The 18466-nt window shown below is 69.8% G+C and carries 19 protein-coding genes and 1 tRNA gene; 5 read left to right on the forward strand and 15 right to left on the reverse strand.

Annotated elements, in window-relative coordinates; all coding sequences use genetic code 11:
* Positions 1 to 45 precede the first annotated feature (45 nt).
* Positions 46 to 267, forward strand: a complete 222-nt coding sequence (locus ACIBEI_RS47935; protein WP_398897682.1) for a hypothetical protein — start codon at positions 46 to 48, stop codon at positions 265 to 267.
* A gap of 114 nt (positions 268 to 381) precedes the next feature.
* Positions 382 to 1599 carry a TerD family protein gene (locus ACIBEI_RS47940; protein WP_398897743.1) on the forward strand — a complete coding sequence of 406 codons (1218 nt, stop codon included), beginning with the start codon at positions 382 to 384 and terminating at the stop codon, positions 1597 to 1599.
* 100 nt (positions 1600 to 1699) lie between these two features.
* Here ACIBEI_RS47940 and ACIBEI_RS47945 read toward each other — a convergent pair whose 3' ends face one another.
* From ACIBEI_RS47945 to ACIBEI_RS47965, 5 genes are all read right to left on the reverse strand, one after another.
* Positions 1700 to 2185: a carbohydrate ABC transporter permease gene (locus ACIBEI_RS47945; protein WP_398897683.1), complete on the reverse strand. Its 486-nt coding sequence runs from the start codon at positions 2183 to 2185 to the stop codon at positions 1700 to 1702.
* A 51-nt stretch (positions 2186 to 2236) separates the two neighbouring features.
* A complete protein-coding gene (locus ACIBEI_RS47950) occupies positions 2237 to 3253 on the reverse strand; it encodes a 1-aminocyclopropane-1-carboxylate deaminase (RefSeq protein WP_398897685.1) in 1017 nt (338 codons plus the stop codon).
* An 18-nt stretch (positions 3254 to 3271) separates the two neighbouring features.
* On the reverse strand, positions 3272 to 3919 hold the full coding sequence (locus ACIBEI_RS47955; RefSeq protein WP_398897687.1) for a GntR family transcriptional regulator: 648 nt from the start codon (positions 3917 to 3919) through the stop codon (positions 3272 to 3274).
* 81 nt (positions 3920 to 4000) lie between these two features.
* Positions 4001 to 5584 carry a TROVE domain-containing protein gene (locus tag ACIBEI_RS47960; RefSeq protein WP_398897689.1) on the reverse strand — a complete coding sequence of 528 codons (1584 nt, stop codon included), beginning with the start codon at positions 5582 to 5584 and terminating at the stop codon, positions 4001 to 4003.
* A 362-nt stretch (positions 5585 to 5946) separates the two neighbouring features.
* Positions 5947 to 6016: transfer RNA gene (locus ACIBEI_RS47965), tRNA-Ser, on the reverse strand.
* A gap of 217 nt (positions 6017 to 6233) precedes the next feature.
* Between ACIBEI_RS47965 and ACIBEI_RS47970 the strand changes: the two genes are divergently transcribed.
* Positions 6234 to 7004 (forward strand): oxidoreductase, encoded by a 771-nt coding sequence (locus tag ACIBEI_RS47970; RefSeq protein ID WP_398897690.1) that lies wholly within the window; start codon positions 6234 to 6236, stop codon positions 7002 to 7004.
* 25 nt (positions 7005 to 7029) lie between these two features.
* Here the strand turns inward: ACIBEI_RS47970 and ACIBEI_RS47975 are convergent, their stop codons facing one another.
* Positions 7030 to 7932, reverse strand: coding sequence for a LysR family transcriptional regulator (locus ACIBEI_RS47975; protein WP_398897692.1), 903 nt, complete (start codon positions 7930 to 7932; stop codon positions 7030 to 7032).
* Between the two features lie 94 nt (positions 7933 to 8026).
* On the reverse strand, positions 8027 to 9502 hold the full coding sequence (locus ACIBEI_RS47980) for an alkaline phosphatase PhoX (RefSeq protein ID WP_398897693.1): 1476 nt from the start codon (positions 9500 to 9502) through the stop codon (positions 8027 to 8029).
* A gap of 298 nt (positions 9503 to 9800) precedes the next feature.
* On the opposite strand from ACIBEI_RS47980, the gene ACIBEI_RS47985 reads away from it, so the two are divergent.
* A complete protein-coding gene (locus ACIBEI_RS47985) occupies positions 9801 to 10025 on the forward strand; it encodes a hypothetical protein (protein WP_246575375.1) in 225 nt (74 codons plus the stop codon).
* 220 nt (positions 10026 to 10245) lie between these two features.
* Here ACIBEI_RS47985 and ACIBEI_RS47990 read toward each other — a convergent pair whose 3' ends face one another.
* Positions 10246 to 11673: a hypothetical protein gene (locus ACIBEI_RS47990; protein WP_398897694.1), complete on the reverse strand. Its 1428-nt coding sequence runs from the start codon at positions 11671 to 11673 to the stop codon at positions 10246 to 10248.
* 432 nt (positions 11674 to 12105) lie between these two features.
* Here ACIBEI_RS47990 and ACIBEI_RS47995 point away from each other — a divergent pair, with 432 nt between their 5' ends.
* On the forward strand, positions 12106 to 13938 hold the full coding sequence (locus tag ACIBEI_RS47995; RefSeq protein ID WP_398897696.1) for an endonuclease/exonuclease/phosphatase family protein: 1833 nt from the start codon (positions 12106 to 12108) through the stop codon (positions 13936 to 13938).
* A gap of 98 nt (positions 13939 to 14036) precedes the next feature.
* Here the strand turns inward: ACIBEI_RS47995 and ACIBEI_RS48000 are convergent, their stop codons facing one another.
* From ACIBEI_RS48000 to ACIBEI_RS48030, 7 genes are all read right to left on the reverse strand, one after another.
* Positions 14037 to 14774, reverse strand: coding sequence for an SRPBCC domain-containing protein (locus tag ACIBEI_RS48000; protein WP_398897697.1), 738 nt, complete (start codon positions 14772 to 14774; stop codon positions 14037 to 14039).
* Between the two features lie 29 nt (positions 14775 to 14803).
* Positions 14804 to 15511, reverse strand: coding sequence for an ArsR/SmtB family transcription factor (locus ACIBEI_RS48005; protein WP_398897699.1), 708 nt, complete (start codon positions 15509 to 15511; stop codon positions 14804 to 14806).
* A 70-nt stretch (positions 15512 to 15581) separates the two neighbouring features.
* Positions 15582 to 16283 carry an antibiotic biosynthesis monooxygenase gene (locus ACIBEI_RS48010; protein WP_398897745.1) on the reverse strand — a complete coding sequence of 234 codons (702 nt, stop codon included), beginning with the start codon at positions 16281 to 16283 and terminating at the stop codon, positions 15582 to 15584.
* A 235-nt stretch (positions 16284 to 16518) separates the two neighbouring features.
* A complete protein-coding gene (locus ACIBEI_RS48015) occupies positions 16519 to 17049 on the reverse strand; it encodes a DUF3618 domain-containing protein (protein WP_398897700.1) in 531 nt (176 codons plus the stop codon).
* A complete protein-coding gene (locus ACIBEI_RS48020) occupies positions 17046 to 17459 on the reverse strand; it encodes a phage holin family protein (protein ID WP_398897701.1) in 414 nt (137 codons plus the stop codon). The genes ACIBEI_RS48015 and ACIBEI_RS48020 overlap by 4 nt, the downstream gene beginning before the upstream one ends.
* 52 nt (positions 17460 to 17511) lie before the next feature.
* Positions 17512 to 18192 (reverse strand): hypothetical protein, encoded by a 681-nt coding sequence (locus ACIBEI_RS48025; RefSeq protein ID WP_398897702.1) that lies wholly within the window; start codon positions 18190 to 18192, stop codon positions 17512 to 17514.
* Positions 18189 to 18338: a hypothetical protein gene (locus ACIBEI_RS48030; protein WP_398897703.1), complete on the reverse strand. Its 150-nt coding sequence runs from the start codon at positions 18336 to 18338 to the stop codon at positions 18189 to 18191. Before ACIBEI_RS48030 ends, ACIBEI_RS48025 begins: the two co-directional genes overlap by 4 nt.
* Positions 18339 to 18466: the final 128 nt, after the last annotated feature.

An 18466-nucleotide genomic window follows, 5' to 3' on the forward strand; every position in this document is an offset into this window, starting at 1 on the left:
GAAAACCCTTGGGACGGCGGCACCCCACCCACCTACCATCCCCCCATGCCCCGCCCAAACGGCTTCGCCTACGCCCACCACCCGGACGGCACCGTGACGATCACACACGGAACCCGCCCCGCCACAACCCTCCGCGGCCCCAGAGCCACCCAGTTCCTCACGGAGGTGGAATCCGGCGACCCCCAACTGGTCATGGCCCGCTGGACCGGCAACTACAAGCGCGGCAACGAACGAACGGCCCGCAACCACCCCAGAAACCGCCACTGACCACCGCTGCCCGCCACCGAGCACCCCTGACCAGCACAAACCCGCACTGACCCAATTGGCGGTCAGGTAAGGGAACGGTAAAGCGGGCCCGGTCGTTCACGGGGCATGACAGCTATGACCCCCGGCTCGAACATCCCTCTCCCCGTCACCCGCGTGACGGTGGACGTCGCCGCCCCGGTGCGGCTCGACGTATCGGGCCTGCTGCTCACCGCCGACGGCAAGGTGCGCTCCGACGACGACTTCATCTTCTACAACCAGCCGGCCGGCCAGGGCGTGACGTACCGCTCCGGCGGCGGCACCAGCCCCGACTCGATCACGGTCGACACGACGGCCGTGCCCCCGGGCATCGAGAAGATCGTCGTCACCGCGAGCCCGGACGCCGCGGGCCAGACGTTCCAGGGCATCGAACCGACGGCGACGATCCGCAACGCGGACGACAACTCCGTACTGGCGTCCTTCACCCCGCCCCAGCTCGGCTCGGAGACGGCCCTGGTGATCGTCGAGGTCTACCTGCGCAACGGCGCATGGAAGGCCCGAGCGGTCGGCCAGGGTTACTCGAACGGCCTGGCGGGCATCGCCACGGACTTCGGCGTGACGGTGGAGGAGCCGGCCGCCCCGGCCCAGGCAGCACCCCCGGTCGCCCCGCCGGCCCCCACGCTCCAGACCCCGGTGGCACCCCCGGCCCCGCCGATCAGCACCCCGGCGGCGCCGCCCGCACCCCCGGCAGCGCCCCCGGCACCCGCCCCGGGCGCCGGGAAGATCAACCTCGACAAGGGCCGCGTAAGCCTCCAGAAGAACCAGACCGTGTCCCTGGTCAAGGGCGGCCGCCCGTTCCTCTCCCAGGTGAAGATGGGCCTGGGCTGGGAGCCGGCGTACCGAGGCAAGGACATCGACCTCGACGCCTCCGTGATCGCCTACGGCCCCCAGCGCAACCACATCGACAGCTGCTACTTCGGCAAGCTCTCGATCGTGAACGGCGCGATCAAGCACTCCGGCGACAACCTCACGGGCGAGGGCGGCGGTGACGACGAGGTGATCGTCGTGGACCTGGGCCGACTCCCCCAGGAGGTCACCGGCCTCGTCTTCACGGTGAACTCCTTCTCCGGCCAGAAGTTCACCGAGGTCGCCAAGGCCTACTGCCGCCTCCTCGACGCCTCCACGGGCGAGGAGCTGGTCCGCTTCGACCTCACGACCGCGGAGCCCCAGACCGGCGTGATGATGGCCAAGCTCATCAAGCAGTTCTCCGGCGAGTGGGAGATGACGGCCCTCGGCAACTTCGTCAAGTCCCGCACGGTCCGCGGCATGGTGAAGCCGTCGGCCCAGGCGCTGTAGCCCACCAACACACCTCACCACGAACGTGCGGCGGGGCGCCCCCCATCCCGGGGGCGCCCCGCGCGTTCGTGATGACGTTCGTGAGGACGTGGATCCCACGTCACATCTTCGTGGCCCCCGCCGCAAGATCCCTGAGAAAGTGCCGCGCCCCGATAAGGAACAACGGAACGACACTCATCAACGCACCGGCCATCACCAGGGAGTAGTCGGTGTTGTAGAGAACGTTGAGGTTCGCCAGGGCGACCTGAAGGGTGACCCTGTCGGGGTCGATCATGACGACCAGCGGCCAGATGTAGTCGTTCCAGATGCTGATGAAGGTGAAGATGCCGAGGAACGCCAGCGCGGGCCGGAACAACGGCATCGCAACCTGCCAGTAGAGCCGGAAGAAACCGGCGCCGTCGATCCGTCCGGCGTCGAGCAGATCGTCGGGCAGCGAGTTCTGCGCGTACTCCCCGCAGCCGCCAACGCACGCGGGGCGGGGCCGTGCCGGTATGTCAACGTTCGCGACGTACAGCTCCCGCTGGAAACGCCCACCATGAAACTCAGGGCAGTACGCCCAGCAGTCGCGAACGTGACATACGGGCACGGCCCCGCCCCACCCACAACCCAGGCGCGAACGGACACCCCACCCGCGCCCTCAGAACAAAGCGCTGTAGGCATTCAACGCAGGCTGCCCGCCAAGATGGGCGTACAGCACAGTAGAGCCCCGCCCGATCTCCCCCCGCCCCACCAGATCAACCATCCCGGCCATCGACTTCCCCTCATACACAGGATCCGTCACCATCCCCTCGGTCCGAGCAGCAAGCCGCATCGCGTCCAAAGTGGCCTCATCGGGAATCCCATAGACACCCGCGTGATATCGCCCGTCCAACTCGACATCGTCCTCGGTCAACTCGGCCTCGACACCGATGAGTTGCCCGGTGCGATGAGCGATCCGCGCCACCTGCTCCCGAGTCCGAACAGGATCCGCCGACGCATCCACGCCAAGCACCCGCCGCACGCGCCCACCCGCTTCCTCCAGCGCACGGAACCCGGCAACCATCCCCGCCTGTGTGGACCCGGTCACCGAGCAAACCACCACGGTGTCGAAGAAAACCCCCAACTCCCTTTCCTGCTCAGCGACTTCATAAGCCCACCCGGCAAACCCGAGCCCACCGAGAGGATGATCGGAGGCCCCGGCAGGAATGGCGTAAGGCTTCCCACCCCCCTCCTCAACCTCACGCAGAGCCAGCTCCCAGCTCTCCTTGAACCCGATCCCGAACCCGGCCTTCACGAGCCGCACATCGGCCCCCGCAAGCCGGCTGATCAGAATGTTGCCGACCTTGTCGTACACGGAGTCGGGCCACTCCACCCAACTCTCCTGCACCAGCACACACTTGAGCCCGACCTTCGCGGCGACCGCGGCAACCTGCCGAGTGTGATTGGACTGCACGCCCCCGATCGAAACAAGCGTGTCGCACCCGGTAGCAAGCGCGTCAGCAACGAGATACTCCAGCTTGCGAGTCTTGTTCCCCCCATAAGCAACCCCGGAGTTGCAATCCTCCCGCTTGGCCCACAGCGAGGCCCCGCCAAGATGCTCGGTCAACCGCTCCAGCGGATGAACGGGCGAAGGCCCGAACAACAAGGGGTAACGCTCGTACGAGGAAAGGGACATGGGCCAGGCCTCCTGGATTCATTCACCATCGGCGAGGCCTTCGAGCCCCCGCCAGATCTCCGCGGTGACCCGAACGGCCTCGTCCACGTCACCGTCCGCACACGCCTCGATGAGCTGTTCATGCAGCCCGGCCGAACGGCAGTTGCCGCCCTCACCGAACCGCCGCCGCTCCAGCCGCCGGATCAACGGCGTATAACGCGAAATGGTGGCCGCAGCAGCCCCGTTGCCACTCACCCTCACCAGCACATCGTGCAGCTCGTCATCGGCACGAAGGGCAGCGTCGACATCCCCACCACGCACCGCATGAGCGAACCGCGCATTGGCAGAACGCATCGCGTTGACGTCAGCCCCCCGCAACCGAGGCACGGCAACCCGCACGACCAGCTCATGCATGGCCCCCACCACGGCAGCCGCGTCCCGCACTTCCCCAGCCACCACCGCGGTCACCCGCGTATAACTCTGCGGCTTGCTCTCCAGCAGCCCTTCGTCGACGAGCCGGGAGAATGCCTCCCGCACAGGGGCCCGAGACAACCCAAGCCGTTCAGCCAGCTCACCATCCCGCACCGCCGCTCCGGGTTCGATCTCCCCGGCCACGATGGCGTCCTTGATCGCTTCGTACGCCTGGTCCCTGAGCAGGGTCCGACGCACGGGTCGAATGGCATCCACAACTGAAATGTTAGATATCAAATCGGGACCGCACAAGCATGTGGCCCGCACCAAAGCGCGGACCACACACTCACACTCCCCTCAGACGGCCCAGGGCCAGTCCGCGTCCCGGGCCCCCTCAAGCAGCGGAACCATCCGAAAAGCCGCATCCGACAGACCACCGAAGACATGCCGGTTCCCCGCCCCGGACGGCCCGTGGCCGGCCCGGTACCCCGCGAGGTTCCAGGTGTAGACCGGCACATGCGCCGGAACCTGCTCGGTCGGGTCGCCGTAGTGGCTGTACGTGGCCTGCTCGTCGGTGACGATCAGAACACGATCATGCTTCTTGTAGTGCTTCCGCACGGCCTCGGTCGTATCGGTGCCACCGAGGTCACCGAACCGCCCCAGCACCTTCAGCACCGACTCGCCCCGACGAAACTTCACCCGGTTACTTCCGGTCCCGAACTCGACAAGATCGGCGTCCGCCGCCCGCAGCGCGAGCGCCGTACCGAAGATCGCCGCCGCGTCGGCCCGGTTGAGCTCCGAGCGGTCGGACAGCCGCGAGTAGAACATCGACCCGGACCGGTCGACGAGCACGAGCGTCCTGCCACCCAGCGCCGGCACATTGGCCAGCGAGTGGCCGAGCGCCTGCTCCAGCGGGTAGGACCAGCGCAGCGAAGGCGCGTGCTGGTACGCGGCGAGATACCGGAACGGGAACTGCCGAGAACGCGCGACCTCGGCCGGGTCACTGATCTTCGCGGCAACCTGAGCCGCCACCTCGTCACTGACACCCGCCTCGTCGAAGTTACGCAGGTTCCGAACCAGCGCCATCGCACCCATGGACGGAATCACGGCCTCCCAGGCCGCCTTGTCCATGGGCCCCTGCAGCCACCCGGCCAGCGCCTCCCAGGTGATGCCCGCGTCGGCGAGACGCCGCGCGCCGTGCGCACCGGTCACCACCTTGCGCCGCTTGGCGGGCCGCAGTGCCATCAGGTCACGGTGGGCCGCCAGGACGGGCAGCGACTTGGGCACGACCGCGGTGTCCGGGTTGTGCCGACGGTCAAGCGCGTACTGGAACAGGTCGCCCTGCCACGGCTTGTCCGGGTCCGGTGCCGCGTGCACGAGGTTGAGGATGTCGCCGAAGCGGTAGCCCTTGGACGCCGTGTCGTACTTCAGCAGCGACTTGCCGCTGTAGAGCCGGCGTACGGCGTCGGCGATGCCGCGCTTCACGGGCTTGGGGATGTTGCGGCCGTACAGCGCGGTCCAGTACGCGAGCAGTTCGCCGGGCTCGTCCGGGCGCCGCAGCACGGAGGCGACGACCTGCCGGTTCGCCGGGCCGTCGGTGGCGCCCGCGTCGAGGCGCGCCTTGACGTACTCGGCGGCGCCGACGATGGACGCGGTCCGCATGTTGCCCTCGCCGCGCAGCCAGGCCAGCATGCTCGCCGTCCACGACGGGTCGCTGACGGCCAGCTCACGGACGAGCGCGGCGAACCGGTCGTCCCGGGCGTCGCCGGTCTCGTAGAAGGTGTTCTGCGAGACGAGGTTGGCGATCGCCAGCAGGAACAGCTCGGAACGCGCGTCGCGCTCACGGCCGCGGCCGCCCTCGTAGGTGCGCAGTACGCGCCCGGTCGAGGTGACCCGCGAAGTGCCCTGGGCCTTGGCCGCCCTGGTGTTGAATCGCGCCATGATGAATTCCCCCCGAATTCAGTGGTGTTTCGGAGGGAGGCGCAGCAAATGGAGCGTGCCCGAGAACAGAAGTCGGCGACGGACTTAATCGGATGCTCTACCGGATTGAGCTACATCGGCCCGAAGCCGATGACGGGATTTGAACCCGCAACCCTCTGATCCCTGAAGTAACCGCTGCCTTCGCACCGGGCACACACCATTTGCTGCGCCTCCCGAGATCAAGTCGGCGGCGGCCTGGATTCTTTGGAAGAGAAGTAGCCGCCACCATCGCACCGGGAGGTGCATGAAGTTGTGGTGTCCAGAGTTCAAGGCCGGCGGAACCGACGTAGGTGCTCTAACCCCTGAGCTACACCGGCGCGTTGTACCGGTGACGGGACTCGAACCCGTGGCCGCCCCATTATCAGTGGAAGTAGGTCCTGCCTTCGCACCTGGACGTTCATCACTGTAGGACGCGCACCGAGGGCCGGGCGAACGATTATTTCCGTACGGACGTACCGGAGGAGTCCGGGACGTCCGGGCTGCCATAGGAACTCCCTATACCACCTGCTGACTTTTGGTCTTTGCCCCTCGTTCTTTCGCGAACGTACGGTGAACCGACTCGACGAGGTACGCACCACGACGTACCCGCACAGCTGAAAGAGCAGGCGGCATGACCACAACCGAAACCGAATCAGGAACGCAGGAACTCAAGGGAAAGCGGGCCCTGGTCACAGGTGGCTCTCGCGGAATAGGAGCGGCCATCGTGCGCCAACTCCTGGACGCGGGCGCCGAGGTGCTCACGACCGCCAGGTCGGCGGCGAGCACGGTGCCGGAGGGGGCCGCCTTCGTGGCGGCCGACGTTCGGACACGGGCCGGCGCGGAGGCGCTCGCCGCGGCTGCGCGGGAGGTGCTCGGCGGGGTGGACGTCCTGGTCCACAACGCGGGTGGGGCGCAACCGTACGCGAGCACTTCCGACATCCCCGACGAGGAGTGGCAGGACCAGCTGGACCTGAACTACCTGGCCTCGGTGCGGCTGGACTCGCTGCTGGTACCGGGGATGCGGGAACGGCGTTCGGGCGTGGTCGTGCACGTCTCCTCGGCCGCGGTGCCCGCCACACCACCCCCGTTCCTGCACTACACGGCGGCGAAGGCGGCGCTGGAGAACTACAGCCGGGGCCTGGCCCTGGAGCTGGCCCCGGCCGGGATCCGGGTCAACACCGTGACTCCCGGCAGGACCGCCACCCCCGGCGGCGAACTGACGCGGGAGCAGTGGGCGCGCCTGGACCCGACGCAGGGCCAGAACGACACCACCGTGCCGCTGGGGCGCGACGGCCGGCCCGACGACATCGCCGACGCGGTGCTGTTCCTCGCGTCCGACCGGGCGAGCTGGGTGACCGGGAGCAATCTCGTAGTGGACGGCGGCGAATTCCCCAGGGGCTGACGCCAACGGAACTACTGCTCGCCCGTCAGAACACCGCTGAGAAGGAAGCAGAAGCGGACTCGGACCAGGTCTCGTTGCGCAGGAGTTCGAGCAGGGCCGTCTCAGCCGGGCCCGCGCCGTGCCGGAGCACGGCGATGACGGGCTGGGACACGACCGGGAACACCGGGCGGACGAGGTGCTCGTGACCGTGGGGCACCGCGGAGGCCGGGACGAGCGTCACCCCCAGCCCCTGGGCGGCCCAGCGCACGGCCGTCGCCGTCTGGGAGACACGGGCGACGGTGGCCGGGGCCAGATCGTTGTCCCGCAGTATGTTCAGCAGCACGCCGTCGAGCGCGCTGTCACGGTCGAACCTCACCCACGGCTCCCCCTCCAGCTCGCGCAGCTCGACCCGGTCCCCGGCGAGCAGCCGGTGCCCGGCGCCCAGCACCACGACGAAGTTCTCGTCGCCGAGGTGGTGGGCGTCGGAGGGGCTCCGCTCGCACGCCGCCATCAGGGCGAGGTTCACCGCGCCACGGCGGCACAGCCGCTCCAGCTCGGCGGAGCTGGGCTCTTCGAAGACGGTGACCTCAAGCCTCGGGAAGCGGCGACGCAGCGTGCCCAAGGCGCCCGGCAGCTGCCGCGTGCCGAAGCCCATCTGCGCCGCCACGACCAGCTCGCCCACCAGCTCGTCGGCACCGGCCCGTGCCGTCGCCCTCGCCCGCCGTGACGCGCTGACCGCGACCTCCGCCTCCCGCAGGAACGCGCGGCCGACCACCGTGGGGACCAGTCCGGTCGGCGTGCGGGCGAACAGCTGCACGCCGAGTTCCCGCTCCAGGCCGCGGATCTGCTGGGACACCGACGGCTGAGCGACGTGCAACAGCTCCGCCGCGGCCGTCACCGAGCCCTCCTCGGCAACGGCCAGGGCGTACTCGTACTGGCGAAGGCTCATCGACTCCGGTCTCCTCCCGCGTCGCAACAAGAGCAACAACACGGGAGGCAACAGCTTTACTCCACCTCCGAGGGCGCTGCGTACGAACCGGAACTCAGCCGCGCTTCTGACGCCGCCAGGGACCGGTGATCGCCAGCATGATGCCCGGCTCCTGGATGTTGGCGTACAGCGTCTTTCCGTCGGGCGAGAAGGTGACGCCGGTGAACTCGCTGAACTCCGGCTCCTCCTCGGTGCCGATGTTGAGGTCATTGCGGGCGATGGGGTACGTACGGCCGCTGTCGGTGGCGCCGAAGAGGTGCGAGACGCCCTCGCCGTCCTCGGCGATGACGAGTCCGCCGTACGGGGAGACGGTGATGTTGTCGGGACCGTCGAAGGCGCCATCCGCCGACGAGTCAGTCGGGTCGGGGTTGACGCCGAGGAGGACCTTGAGGGTCAGCGTGCGGCGCTTGGGGTCGTAGAACCAGACCTGGCCGTCGTGCTGGACGGGGCTCTCCTCACGGGCGTACGAGGAGACGATGTACGCGCCGCCGTCGCCCCACCACATGCCTTCGAGCTTACGGGCGCGGGTGACCTCGCCGGGGCCGAACTGCTTGCGCACGTCGACGATCTTCGCGTCGCGGTCGGGGACGTCGACCCAGTCGACGCCGTACACCGTGCCGATCTTCGTGGCGCGGGAGAGGTCGTCGACCGGGCGGCCGCCGGAGTCGTAGCACTTGGGTGCCTGGAGCACGCCCGCGTCGTCGGCGAGGGTACGGAACCTGCCGGGGCCGTAGTGGAAGCCCTTCGGCGGGGTCCAGCGGTAGAAGAGGCCGTTGGGGCCGGACGCGTCCTCGGTGAGGTAGGCGTGGCCGCGCTTGGGGTCGATGACGACGGCCTCGTGGTCGTAGCGGCCGAAGAACTTCAAGGGCCTGGGGTTGCGGTTGGCGCGACGGTCGGAGGGGTCGACCTCGAAGACGTAGCCGTGGTCCCTGGTCATGCCGTTGACGCCGGCCCGGTCGGAGTTCTCCTCGCAGGTGAGCCAGGTGCCCCAGGGGGTGCTGCCGCCCGCGCAGTTGGTGGAGGTGCCCGCGATGCCGACCCACTCGGCGACCGCGCCGCCCGGGCGCACCTCGACGACCGTGCAGCCGCCGGACGCGGCCGGGTCGTAGACGAGTCCCTCGGTCAGCGGAACCGGGTACTTCCAGTTGGCGCGCGGGCCCTTCAGCTCGTGGTTGTTGACGAGGAGGGTCGTGCCGCGCGGGCCGTCGAAGGTGGCCGTGCCGTCGTGGTTGGAGGGGGTGAACTCGCCCGACTCCAGCTTGGTCTTCCCGCTGTACGTGATGGTCCGGTACTTGAACCCGGCGGGCAGCGCGAGGACGCCCTTGGGGTCGGGCAGGAGCGGGCCGTAACCGACGGCTCCGCCGTGCCGGTCGGAGAGGTCGGCATCGTCGTCGGCATCGCCCGTGGTCTCGGTGTCCGTGGACGCGAGGGCGCCGGGCGCGGTGGCGAGTGTGCCGACGCTGCCGATCAGGGCGACACCGGCGCCGGTGATCGCGGATCGTCTGGCGAAGTCCCTGCGGGTGAGCGACATGCTGTCTCCTGTGACGGTGGAGTGTGACCGTGGCGAGGGGGGGTGACGTGTGGAGGGTGACGCGTGGAGGGTGGCGGACCCGACTGTCGGCCACACGGTCCCGCCCGTGACTGAACGCTGGTTGAACGCGGGCCGACTTCCCAGGGCTCGCTTGCGTGAATCCGGGCGGATCCGGCCTCTTCCGCCCGTCCGGAGCAATGCCGCCCCGTACGGCCCATCAGTCCTCGCATGCGAACTGTTGGTCGGAATAATCTCCCTACCAAGGACACCTACGACCACCCATGGGAGGCGAGCCGAAGTGGACGCGCGTCAGGCGAGCCACCGCCATGAGGAACGGCTGATGGCGCTGGCCAATGTGACCGGTGTCGGCAGCGGGCGCGACGAGGAGTCCGGCGAGGACGTCATCGTCGTCTTCGTCACCCGAAAGGTCCCCCGCGACCGGCTCCGCCCCGAGGACGTGGTCCCGGACGAGCTGGACGGCATCCCGGTCCGGGTACTCGCCATGGGCGAGGAAGAGCCCTGACGACGAGGGCTTCTTCTTTCGCCCCCGCCGCCCCTACCCATTCCCGTCACTTACTCAGGGGCTCCGCCCCCGAACCCCCGTATCGCGCTGACGCGCTCGTCCTCAAACGCCGGACGGGCTGAAAATCAGCCCCTCCGGCGTTTGAGGAGCGGGGGTTCAGGGGCTGGCCCCCGAGCAGTGACGGGAATGGGTAGGGGCGGCGGGGGCGAAAGAAACCCCCCTACCCCCCTTGCTGCGACCGAGCCTTGAACGCAGCCTTCCGCGCCTCCTTGGCGACCTTCTTGTCGGGGTGCAGCCGGCCCATCGCCTCCAGGACATCGGGCGTGGCGGGGTGGTCCACCCGCCACGCCGCCGCGAAGAACCCCCCGTGCTGCGCCGCAAGCCCCTCCACAAGCGCCTGCAGCTCCGCGGAGTTCCCCTCCGCGGCCAGCTGCGCGGCAATCGTGTCGACGGTCAGCCAGAACACCATCCCCTCGGACGGCGCGGGCACGTCCGAGGCCCCCCGCTCGGTGAGCCAGACCCGCGCGAGCCCGCCCAGCTCGGCATCGTCGAGCACCTCACGGAGCGCGGGCGAGGCCTCCGTACCGACCAGGGAGAGCGCCTGCTGGCAGCGCAGCCGCCGCAGCGGCGCCCCGACGTCGGAACCCTTCGCCGCCGCGAGCAACTCCCGCGCCGCGGCGAGGGGTTCACGCCGGTCGAGCCACTGCTCGGTCTCGGCCTGCGCGGCCGCCGGCGGAAACCCGGAGGTGCTGTCGAGCAGCACGTCGGCCCCCTTGTCCGCGAGGTCGCCGACCGCGGGCGCCGCGAACCCTGCTTCGAGGAGCCGGGCCCGGACCCCGTACACCCCGAGCGGGGTGAGCCGCACCATCCCGTACCGCGAGACGTCCGTGTCGTCGACCGGCGCCGCGGGCTCCTCGTCGGCGTCGGCCATGAGGGCCTCGTCAACGGGCTGGAAGTCGACGAGCCCGATCGGCTCAAGGAGCCGGAACTGGTCGTCGAGCCGCATCATCGCGTCCGAGACCTGCTCCAGGACATCGTTGGTGGGCTCCCCCATGTCGTCCGGCACGATCATCGACGCGGCGAGCGCGGGCAGCGGCACCGGGCCGTCGCCGGGCCCGTCCTCGCTGGAGGTCAGCAGGTAGAGGTTGCCGAGGACCCCGTCGAGGAACTCCGCCTCGGCCTCCGGATCCCAGTCCAGCTCGGAGAAGTCGATCTCGCCGCCCTCGCCCATGGCCTCCACGAGGTCGTCGAGGTCGGGCACGCCGGCATCGGCGAGCACCGTCTCAAGGGCGGCGAGCCACAGTCCCAGTACGTCCTGCGGCGCCCCGGAGAGGACGAGCCCCAGGTCGGCTCCCGCGGTGACGGTGCCCTCCTCCTCGTCCACGACCTCGACGAGCCCGGTGTCGACGGCGACCCGCCAGGCCTCGCTCGCGTAGGCAGCGGCGTCCCCGCCGTCGAGGCCCAGCTCCGCGGCGGCGGCCGGCAGCTGCTCCTCGACGAGTTCGCCGCCGGCTCCGACCCGGGTGTCCGGACCGGCCCAGCGGGCGAGCCGCACGGCACGCGAGAGAAGCGGAGTGGCGAGGGCGTCCCGCGCAAGCTCCGCTTCGGAGTGCAGACGCACCGGCGGCAGGGGGGAACTGTCTGACATCGGCTGGTTCTCCTAGGACGAACGTTCGGGCGTACATCTCGGACGTACACGAGGCCCGCGGGCCGCCCGGGAAAACGCCTGCCGGCCGCCCCGGACACGCGACCTCAGCCTAGACGGATTTGGACCCATGCCGCCCGGTTCATGAACCTGTCAGAAGTGTTAACTCGGGAAACCTTGACAAGTGCCGTGGCCAGACACGAGATTGACGCGCGTAGAAACTCGCGAGTAGCAGTGCATCGCGCCTTCTACGCGCGTCACGGACCGCCCCACCGGTTACGGCTCCACTCTTGCCTTCGTTCGACTTCGCTCCACCGCTCCACCCACGTACGTGGTCCACAGCCCCACCCACGTACCCGTTCCACCGCTCCACCCACGTCCGTTCACCGCGCCACCCTCGTCCCGGCGCCCACGCACGTCCCCGGAGGGATCCCGTTGCCGAGCAAGTCTTCCGCACGCATAGCCGCGCTCACCGTCGCCGCCGTCTGTTCCACGGTGTCCGCGGTGGTCGTCACCTCGCCCGCCCACGCGGATGCCGTGGCCGTCCATGACATCCAGGGCTCCACCCGTACGTCCCCGCTCGCGGGCCAGCAGGTCACGGACGTGGCCGGCATCGTCACGGGCACGAGAACCTACGGTTCGTCCCGCGGCTTCTGGATCCAGGGTCCGTCCGCGGACGACGACCCGGCCACCAGTGAGGGCATCTTCGTCTTCACCAGCTCCACGCCGAAGGTCGCCGTCGGCGACTCGGTCACCGTCTCGGGCACGGTCACGGAGTTCGTGCCGGGCGGCGCCTCGTCCGGCAACCAGTCGGTCACGGAGATCACCCGGCCGACGGTGACGGTGGTGTCGAGCGGCAACGCGCTGCCCAAGGCCACCGTCATCGACAGCCGTTCCGTCCCGGACACGTACACGCCCGAGGGCGACGCGGCGGCGAGCGGCTCGGTCAACGCCCTGACCCTGCGGCCGAAGAAGTACGCCCTCGACTTCTACGAGTCCCTGGAGGGTATGAACGTCGCGATCGGCTCGTCCCGTGTGGTCACCGCGACCGACCCGTTCTCCGAGCTCTGGGTGACGGTCAAGCCGCACGAGAACCCGAACCGCCGCGGCGGCACCGTCTACGGCGCGTACTCCTCGCAGAACACCGGCCGGCTGCAGATCCAGTCGCTGATCCCGACCGCCACCGAGCCGTTCCCGACGGCGAACGTCGGTGACACGCTCAAGGGCACCACCGAGGGCCCGCTCGACTACACCCAGTTCGGTGGCTACACGCTGACCGCCCGCACCCTGGGCACGGTGGAGGCCGGCGGCCTGGAGCGCGAGACGACGCGCAAGCAGTCGCGTTCCGAGCTGGCGGTGGCGACGTACAACGTCGAGAACCTCGACCCGACGGACGCCACGTTCGCCGCCCACGCGGCCGCGATCGTGGACCACCTCCAGTCGCCCGACATCCTGTCCCTGGAGGAGATCCAGGACAACAACGGCGCGAAGAACGACGGTACGGTCGCCGCCGACCAGACGCTGCAGAAGCTGATCGACGCGATCGTCGCGGCGGGCGGCCCGGCGTACGAGTGGCGCTCCATCGACCCGGTGAACCTCGCGGACGGCGGCGAGCCGGGCGGCAACATCCGTCAGGCGTTCCTCTACAACCCGGAGCGCGTGTCGTTCGTGGACCGTGCGGGCGGCGACGCCACGACGGCCGTCGGCGTCACGAAGGTGCACGGCAAGGCGCAGCTCACGGTCTCGCCGGGCCGTATCGACCCGGCGAACGCCGCCTGGACGAACAGCCGCAAGCCGCTCGCGGGCGAGTTCACCTTCCGCGGCAAGTCGGTCTTCGTGATCGCGAACCACTTCGCGTCGAAGGGCGGCGACCAGTCGCTGCACTCGCAGTTCCAGCCGCCGGCGCGCAGCTCGGAGACGCAGCGCCACCTCCAGGCGACCGTGATGAACTCCTTCGTCAAGGACATCCTCGCGAAGCAGAAGAACGCGGACGTCGTGACGCTCGGCGACATCAACGACTTCGAGTTCTCGACGACGACGAAGCTCCTGGAGGACGACGGCGCCCTGTGGTCGGCCGTCAAGTCCCTTCCGAAGAGCGAGCGTTACAGCTATGACTACCAGGGCAACAGCCAGGTCCTGGACCAGATCCTGATCAGCCCGTCGATCCGCAAGGACTGCGACTTCACGTACGACAGCGTGCACATCAACTCGGAGTTCTCGGACCAGATCAGCGACCACGACCCGCAGGTGCTGCGGTTCCGCCCGTAGTCGCTACGGGAAGCCCGTAGTCGAGTCGCTACGGGAACACGCCGGTGAGCCCGGCCCCACGTCAGGGGGGCCGGGCTCACCGGTGTCTCTGTAGAACGTCAGGCTCCGAAAGCCTGGTTCAGCCAGCCCTGCCAGGCCGCCTCGTTCCCCTTGGCGTCGGCGCCCGGGGCGAAGTCGTGGACGCTCATGCCGACGGGCGCGCCCCAGTGGTTGCGGCCGAAGAAGCGGATGAGGGCGTCGTCGGTGCGCAGTCCGATGAAGTACGGGTTGCGGTAGTCGACGACGGCGTCCAGGACCTGGCCGTCGGGACCCTGGGCCCGTACGCGCGCTCCCTCGGCGGTGTCGTCCGCGAGGCCGAGTGCCCGGCCCACGGCGGCGAAGGCGTCGGGCGCCTTGGACGCGTCGGGCCCGTCGAACGTGGCGAAGGCCGCAGGCCGGGCCGCGAACCTCGTCAGGTACTCGCGCAGGGTGTGGAGGTAGAAGTCGGTGTGCCTGTTCGCCCCGTCGTACTGGTTGTCCCAGTCGTCGACGAAGATCCCGCTGTGCACGTACCGCACCCAGGCGCGCCGGCCGCCGTCGCGCGGCTCGACGGTGTAGTCGAGCTGGTTGAGGGTCTGCGCGGAGTTCTCGTCGACGCCTTCAAGCCGGTTGGTGTACTTGTGCGGCGGGTCCCAGGCGGTGACGGTGGATCCCCAGGGGCCCCGGCCGCCCTCACGCGGCTCGGGGGGTTCCATCGGCCACAGCCAGCCGCCGGTACCGCTGGTCACGGCGTCCCACACCTCGTCGGGTGTGGCGTCGACCTCGAACTCGCGGGCGATCTCGAATTCCTTGGACATGGTGTGCTCCTGCGCGTCAACTAGGCGTGTCAGTCGGTGAGTTCGGGCACCGCTGGGGGCGCCTCGGAAGCCTTGGGACCCTCGGACGTACCGGATGCGCCGGACGCATCGGATGAGCCGGATGCGCCAGATGTGCCGGCCGCACCGGACGTCTCGGGTCTGACCGTGGGGTGGACGGCCACGACTATCCGGTGGTCGCGGCCCCCCTCGGCGTCTGGGGAGTCGTACTTGCGGATCAGGGCGCCGACACCGGCCGTCAGCTCCTGGATGAACGCGGCCCGGTCGGCGGCGGAGGCGAAGCGCACCTCACCGTCCAGCGCGTACGTGGCGAGCCGCTTGCGGGCCTTCGTGGCGCCCGTGATGAGCGTGCCGACGTCCCGCACCAGCCGGGCGCCGAGCGCGAGCAGCCACCGCGCCGAGAGCTGGTCCCTGAAGCGGTCCGGGTCGGGCTGCACGGCGGCGAGGGCGAGCGGCGAGATGACGTACGACGCTGCCGTCGCCCTCATCAGCCGCTCGGTGACGTTCCCCTTGCGGCGCTCGCCCGCGAGCTCGACCAGGCCGTGCCGCTCCAGCGCCTTCAGGTGGTAGTTCACCTTCTGCCTCGGCAGCCCGACCTTGCCGGCCAGCATGGCGGCCGACGCGGGTCCGGCCGCCAGCTCGGCCAGGAGCTGAGCCCTTATGGGGTCCAGCGAGGCGGCGGCTGCCGCCGGGTCCTCGATCACGGTCACGTCCAACATGACTCCACCGTCTCACCGAAAACTTTTTTTGTCCAGACGATTCCTGTTGTCGGTTTCGATGGTCGCCCGATCACTCGGGGACGAGCCCGAGGGCGTGGGTGTAGCGGTGGACCGTGGACCGCTTCAGACCGGGGTACGTCTGTACGCGCTCCCACTCGGGCGTACGGGATCCGACGCCGCCACCCGGTGCGGCCGGCGCGTCGATGTCGGCCTGCGTGGTCTCCCACTCGGCGTAGTTGAGGACCTTCGTGCCGTCGGTGCTCAGGTGGAAGTGGGCGGAGATCCCGCCGGGACTGAGGTTCGGCTCGCTCTCCAGGGCCTCGAACACGGCGTCCACCCAGGCGCGTTGGCGGTCGGGGTCCGGTCCCTCGAACTCGATCTCGACGATCACGACGCACCCCGGAATCCGGGGCTCCGCCTCCTGGGCGCCGCTGCGGTAGCGCCGGTAGCGGCCGAGCCCCACGCGTTCGATCCCGGGCACGGCCACATCGACCTCGTCCACGCGCTCCTGCCGGTGGACCTTCACGAAGGCCTCGTAGTCCTGCTCGCTCCGCCACTGCGAGTGGTGCAGCAGGGTCGTGCCGTCCTCCCCGGTGTAGACGTGGTAGCCGAGCAGCCCCTCGGCCGGCCACGCCCTGCGCTCCCAGGTGGCGGCGATCGCCTCGACCGTCTCCTTCTGCCGCTCGGGCGTCCCCACCCGCCAGGTGCTGAAGAAGGGCGCTCCCACCTCGGGGCGGGTCATCGTGGGGTGCGCATCGGTACGACGGGTCATCACGAACTCCAGTGATCGCTGATCGGTGTCCACGGCCCACCCTCGGACCTCAACCGAACTTCAGGTCAAGCACGGGCGCCACGGACGGGGTCCGCCCCCGCCGGGCTGCCACTGATGCACGACGAGCGGCGGGACCGAATGGATCGGCCCCGCCGCTCGCCGTACGGCACCGGTCAGTGACCGGAGCCGGAGGTGTGTATCGGTGTCTGTACCGGTGTGTGTATCAGTGCGTGTATCAGTGGTGTCCGTTGTGGCGTCGCCTCAGGAGGCCCACCGCGACCACCGCTCCGGCCCCGGCGATCAGTACGGGCCCGGGATGACGCTTTCCGGCCTGGACAGCGTTGGTCACGGCCGTGCGCACCGGCCGGGGCACGTTGTCCTGGACGGCGTGTCCGGCCTGCGTGGCCCTGCTCTGCACCACGTGACCGGCCTGGACGGCCTTGTCCTGCATCACGTGCCCGGCCTCAACAGCCTTGCCCTGTACGACGTGCCCGGCCTCGGTGGCCTTGTCCTGTACGACATGGCCTGCCTGCGCCGCCTTGTCCTGCACGGCGTGACCGGCCTCGGACGCCTTGCCCTTCAGCTCGGCGCCCCGGGCCCGCGCGCGGGCCTTCATATCGGCCTTCGCGGCCAACTCCTCGACGGTGTCGCCGAGTTGTCCCCGGGTCTCCTGGATCTGCCGTCGCAGCTCGTCCGGGCCCTTCGCGCCGCCGGCCGCCTTGCCGGCCGCCTTGCCGGGCTCCGCGGGATCGTTCGTGTCCTTCATCGGTGCGCCCTTTCCTTGATCTCGTCGACGTCGGCCCGGACGCTGTCGAGCGCCTCCTCGGGCATCGGCGGGGCGGCGCGCCCGAGCTGGGCCCGGCCGGTCCTCGCCAGCACGCCCGCGACCAGGAAGAGCACGGCCGTGACGATGAGCGCCGCCGCCCATACGGGCAGCACGAGGGTGAGCGCCGCCGCACCGGTCGCGGCCAGGGCCATCAGCCCCACGTAGGCGACGGCACCGGCCGCGCCCAGCAGCCCGCCACCGCGTCCCACGCGTCGGCCCTTCTGCGCCAACTCCTCCTTTGCGAGCCGCACTTCCTGTCGTACGAGCTCGGAGAGCTGTTCGGTGGCCTGTCCGACGAGTTCACCGACCGAGTGCTGCTCGCCCGGCCGCCTGTCCATGGTTCCGGTCACGGCGTCCCGCCTCCTTTCGTCCGGGACGCCCGGGTACCCTGCTGGGCCGCCGTCACCCCTGTCCGGCGCCGCGCTCTCCGAGCCGCGCCAGCTGGCTCTGGAACCAGTCGAGCCGGGCCTGCAGCAGCGCCGCCTCGGCGACCAGCTCGGAGACCCCGAGGCCCGCGGGCAGGCCGTCGCCGGCGCCCGGTACGGCACCGCCCCCGGCCCGTACCCGCAGCCCTTCCCCGCCCAGCCGGGCGAAGGTCGCGAGCGACACCGCCGTACGGCCGCGCACACATCCGGCGCAGGAGGCGGCGAAGCCCCGCCAGCCGGGCCTGCCCCAGCCCGCGTCGACCAGCGCCACGGCGACGGCGCCGCACGCGCAGGGGCCGACCGTGGCGGTACGCACCCGCTGTCGCGCGTACCGGAAACCCAGCTCGAAGCGGATGTAGGCGCCGAGGACCGTCACTTCGAGGAGTACGGCGCTGCGGTGCTCGGCGGTGCACAGCATGGCCTCGGCCGCCGTGCGCTCGTGCACGCAGTGGAAACCGCAGTCGCAGCGGCGGTGCGGTGCCCGGTGCCGCAGACCGTAGACGCAGTGCGCCTCGTCCAGCACTCCGTACGGCAGCGCGCCGCCCAGCGACACACCGGTGAACCCGGCCCGGGTGCCGTCCTGGGACAGCATCGGGTGGGCGATCTTGAATCCGGTCGGCGGCTCCGCCGGACGTTCCTCGGGGAGCCGCATCCTCATCGCGCGACCGGAACCTCTTCGACCGCGGACTCCGACTCCTCGATCTCCTCGATCTCCTCGATCCCCTCGGGGAGTCGGAGTTCGTTCTCTTCCAGGCGCGGCCGCTCCTCCGCGACTCCGGTGGCCAGTGCTTTGCCCAGCTTCATGACGCCTCCCGTGACAGACGACCTTCTACCGTCCCCGCCATGGTGACCGAAACGGGGGCGAGTTCCTAGAGCGCCCCTGCCACCTCGAATGCCGCAAAAGATAAGGACTACTTACCAATACCTGGTAG

This window comes from Streptomyces sp. NPDC050988 (assembly GCF_044456225.1).
Taxonomy (GTDB): Bacteria; Actinomycetota; Actinomycetes; order Streptomycetales; family Streptomycetaceae; genus Streptomyces.

Bases quoted from the DNA above. Each gene is read 5' to 3' on its own strand.
- ACIBEI_RS48000 (WP_398897697.1), bottom strand. From the start codon at position 14,774: ATGTCCAAGGAATTCGAGATCGCCCGCGAGTTCGAGGTCGACGCCACA.
- ACIBEI_RS47975 (WP_398897692.1), bottom strand. From the start codon at position 7,932: ATGAGCCTTCGCCAGTACGAGTACGCCCTGGCCGTTGCCGAGGAGGGC.
- ACIBEI_RS47970 (WP_398897690.1), top strand. From the start codon at position 6,234: ATGACCACAACCGAAACCGAATCAGGAACGCAGGAACTCAAGGGAAAG.
- ACIBEI_RS48005 (WP_398897699.1), bottom strand. From the start codon at position 15,511: ATGTTGGACGTGACCGTGATCGAGGACCCGGCGGCAGCCGCCGCCTCG.
- ACIBEI_RS47980 (WP_398897693.1), bottom strand. From the start codon at position 9,502: ATGTCGCTCACCCGCAGGGACTTCGCCAGACGATCCGCGATCACCGGC.
- ACIBEI_RS48025 (WP_398897702.1), bottom strand. From the start codon at position 18,192: ATGAGGATGCGGCTCCCCGAGGAACGTCCGGCGGAGCCGCCGACCGGA.
- ACIBEI_RS47990 (WP_398897694.1), bottom strand. From the start codon at position 11,673: ATGTCAGACAGTTCCCCCCTGCCGCCGGTGCGTCTGCACTCCGAAGCG.
- ACIBEI_RS48015 (WP_398897700.1), bottom strand. From the start codon at position 17,049: ATGAAGGACACGAACGATCCCGCGGAGCCCGGCAAGGCGGCCGGCAAG.
- ACIBEI_RS47935 (WP_398897682.1), top strand. From the start codon at position 46: ATGCCCCGCCCAAACGGCTTCGCCTACGCCCACCACCCGGACGGCACC.
- ACIBEI_RS47950 (WP_398897685.1), bottom strand. From the start codon at position 3,253: ATGTCCCTTTCCTCGTACGAGCGTTACCCCTTGTTGTTCGGGCCTTCG.
- ACIBEI_RS47960 (WP_398897689.1), bottom strand. From the start codon at position 5,584: ATGGCGCGATTCAACACCAGGGCGGCCAAGGCCCAGGGCACTTCGCGG.
- ACIBEI_RS48030 (WP_398897703.1), bottom strand. From the start codon at position 18,338: ATGAAGCTGGGCAAAGCACTGGCCACCGGAGTCGCGGAGGAGCGGCCG.
- ACIBEI_RS48010 (WP_398897745.1), bottom strand. From the start codon at position 16,283: ATGACCCGTCGTACCGATGCGCACCCCACGATGACCCGCCCCGAGGTG.
- ACIBEI_RS47940 (WP_398897743.1), top strand. From the start codon at position 382: ATGACCCCCGGCTCGAACATCCCTCTCCCCGTCACCCGCGTGACGGTG.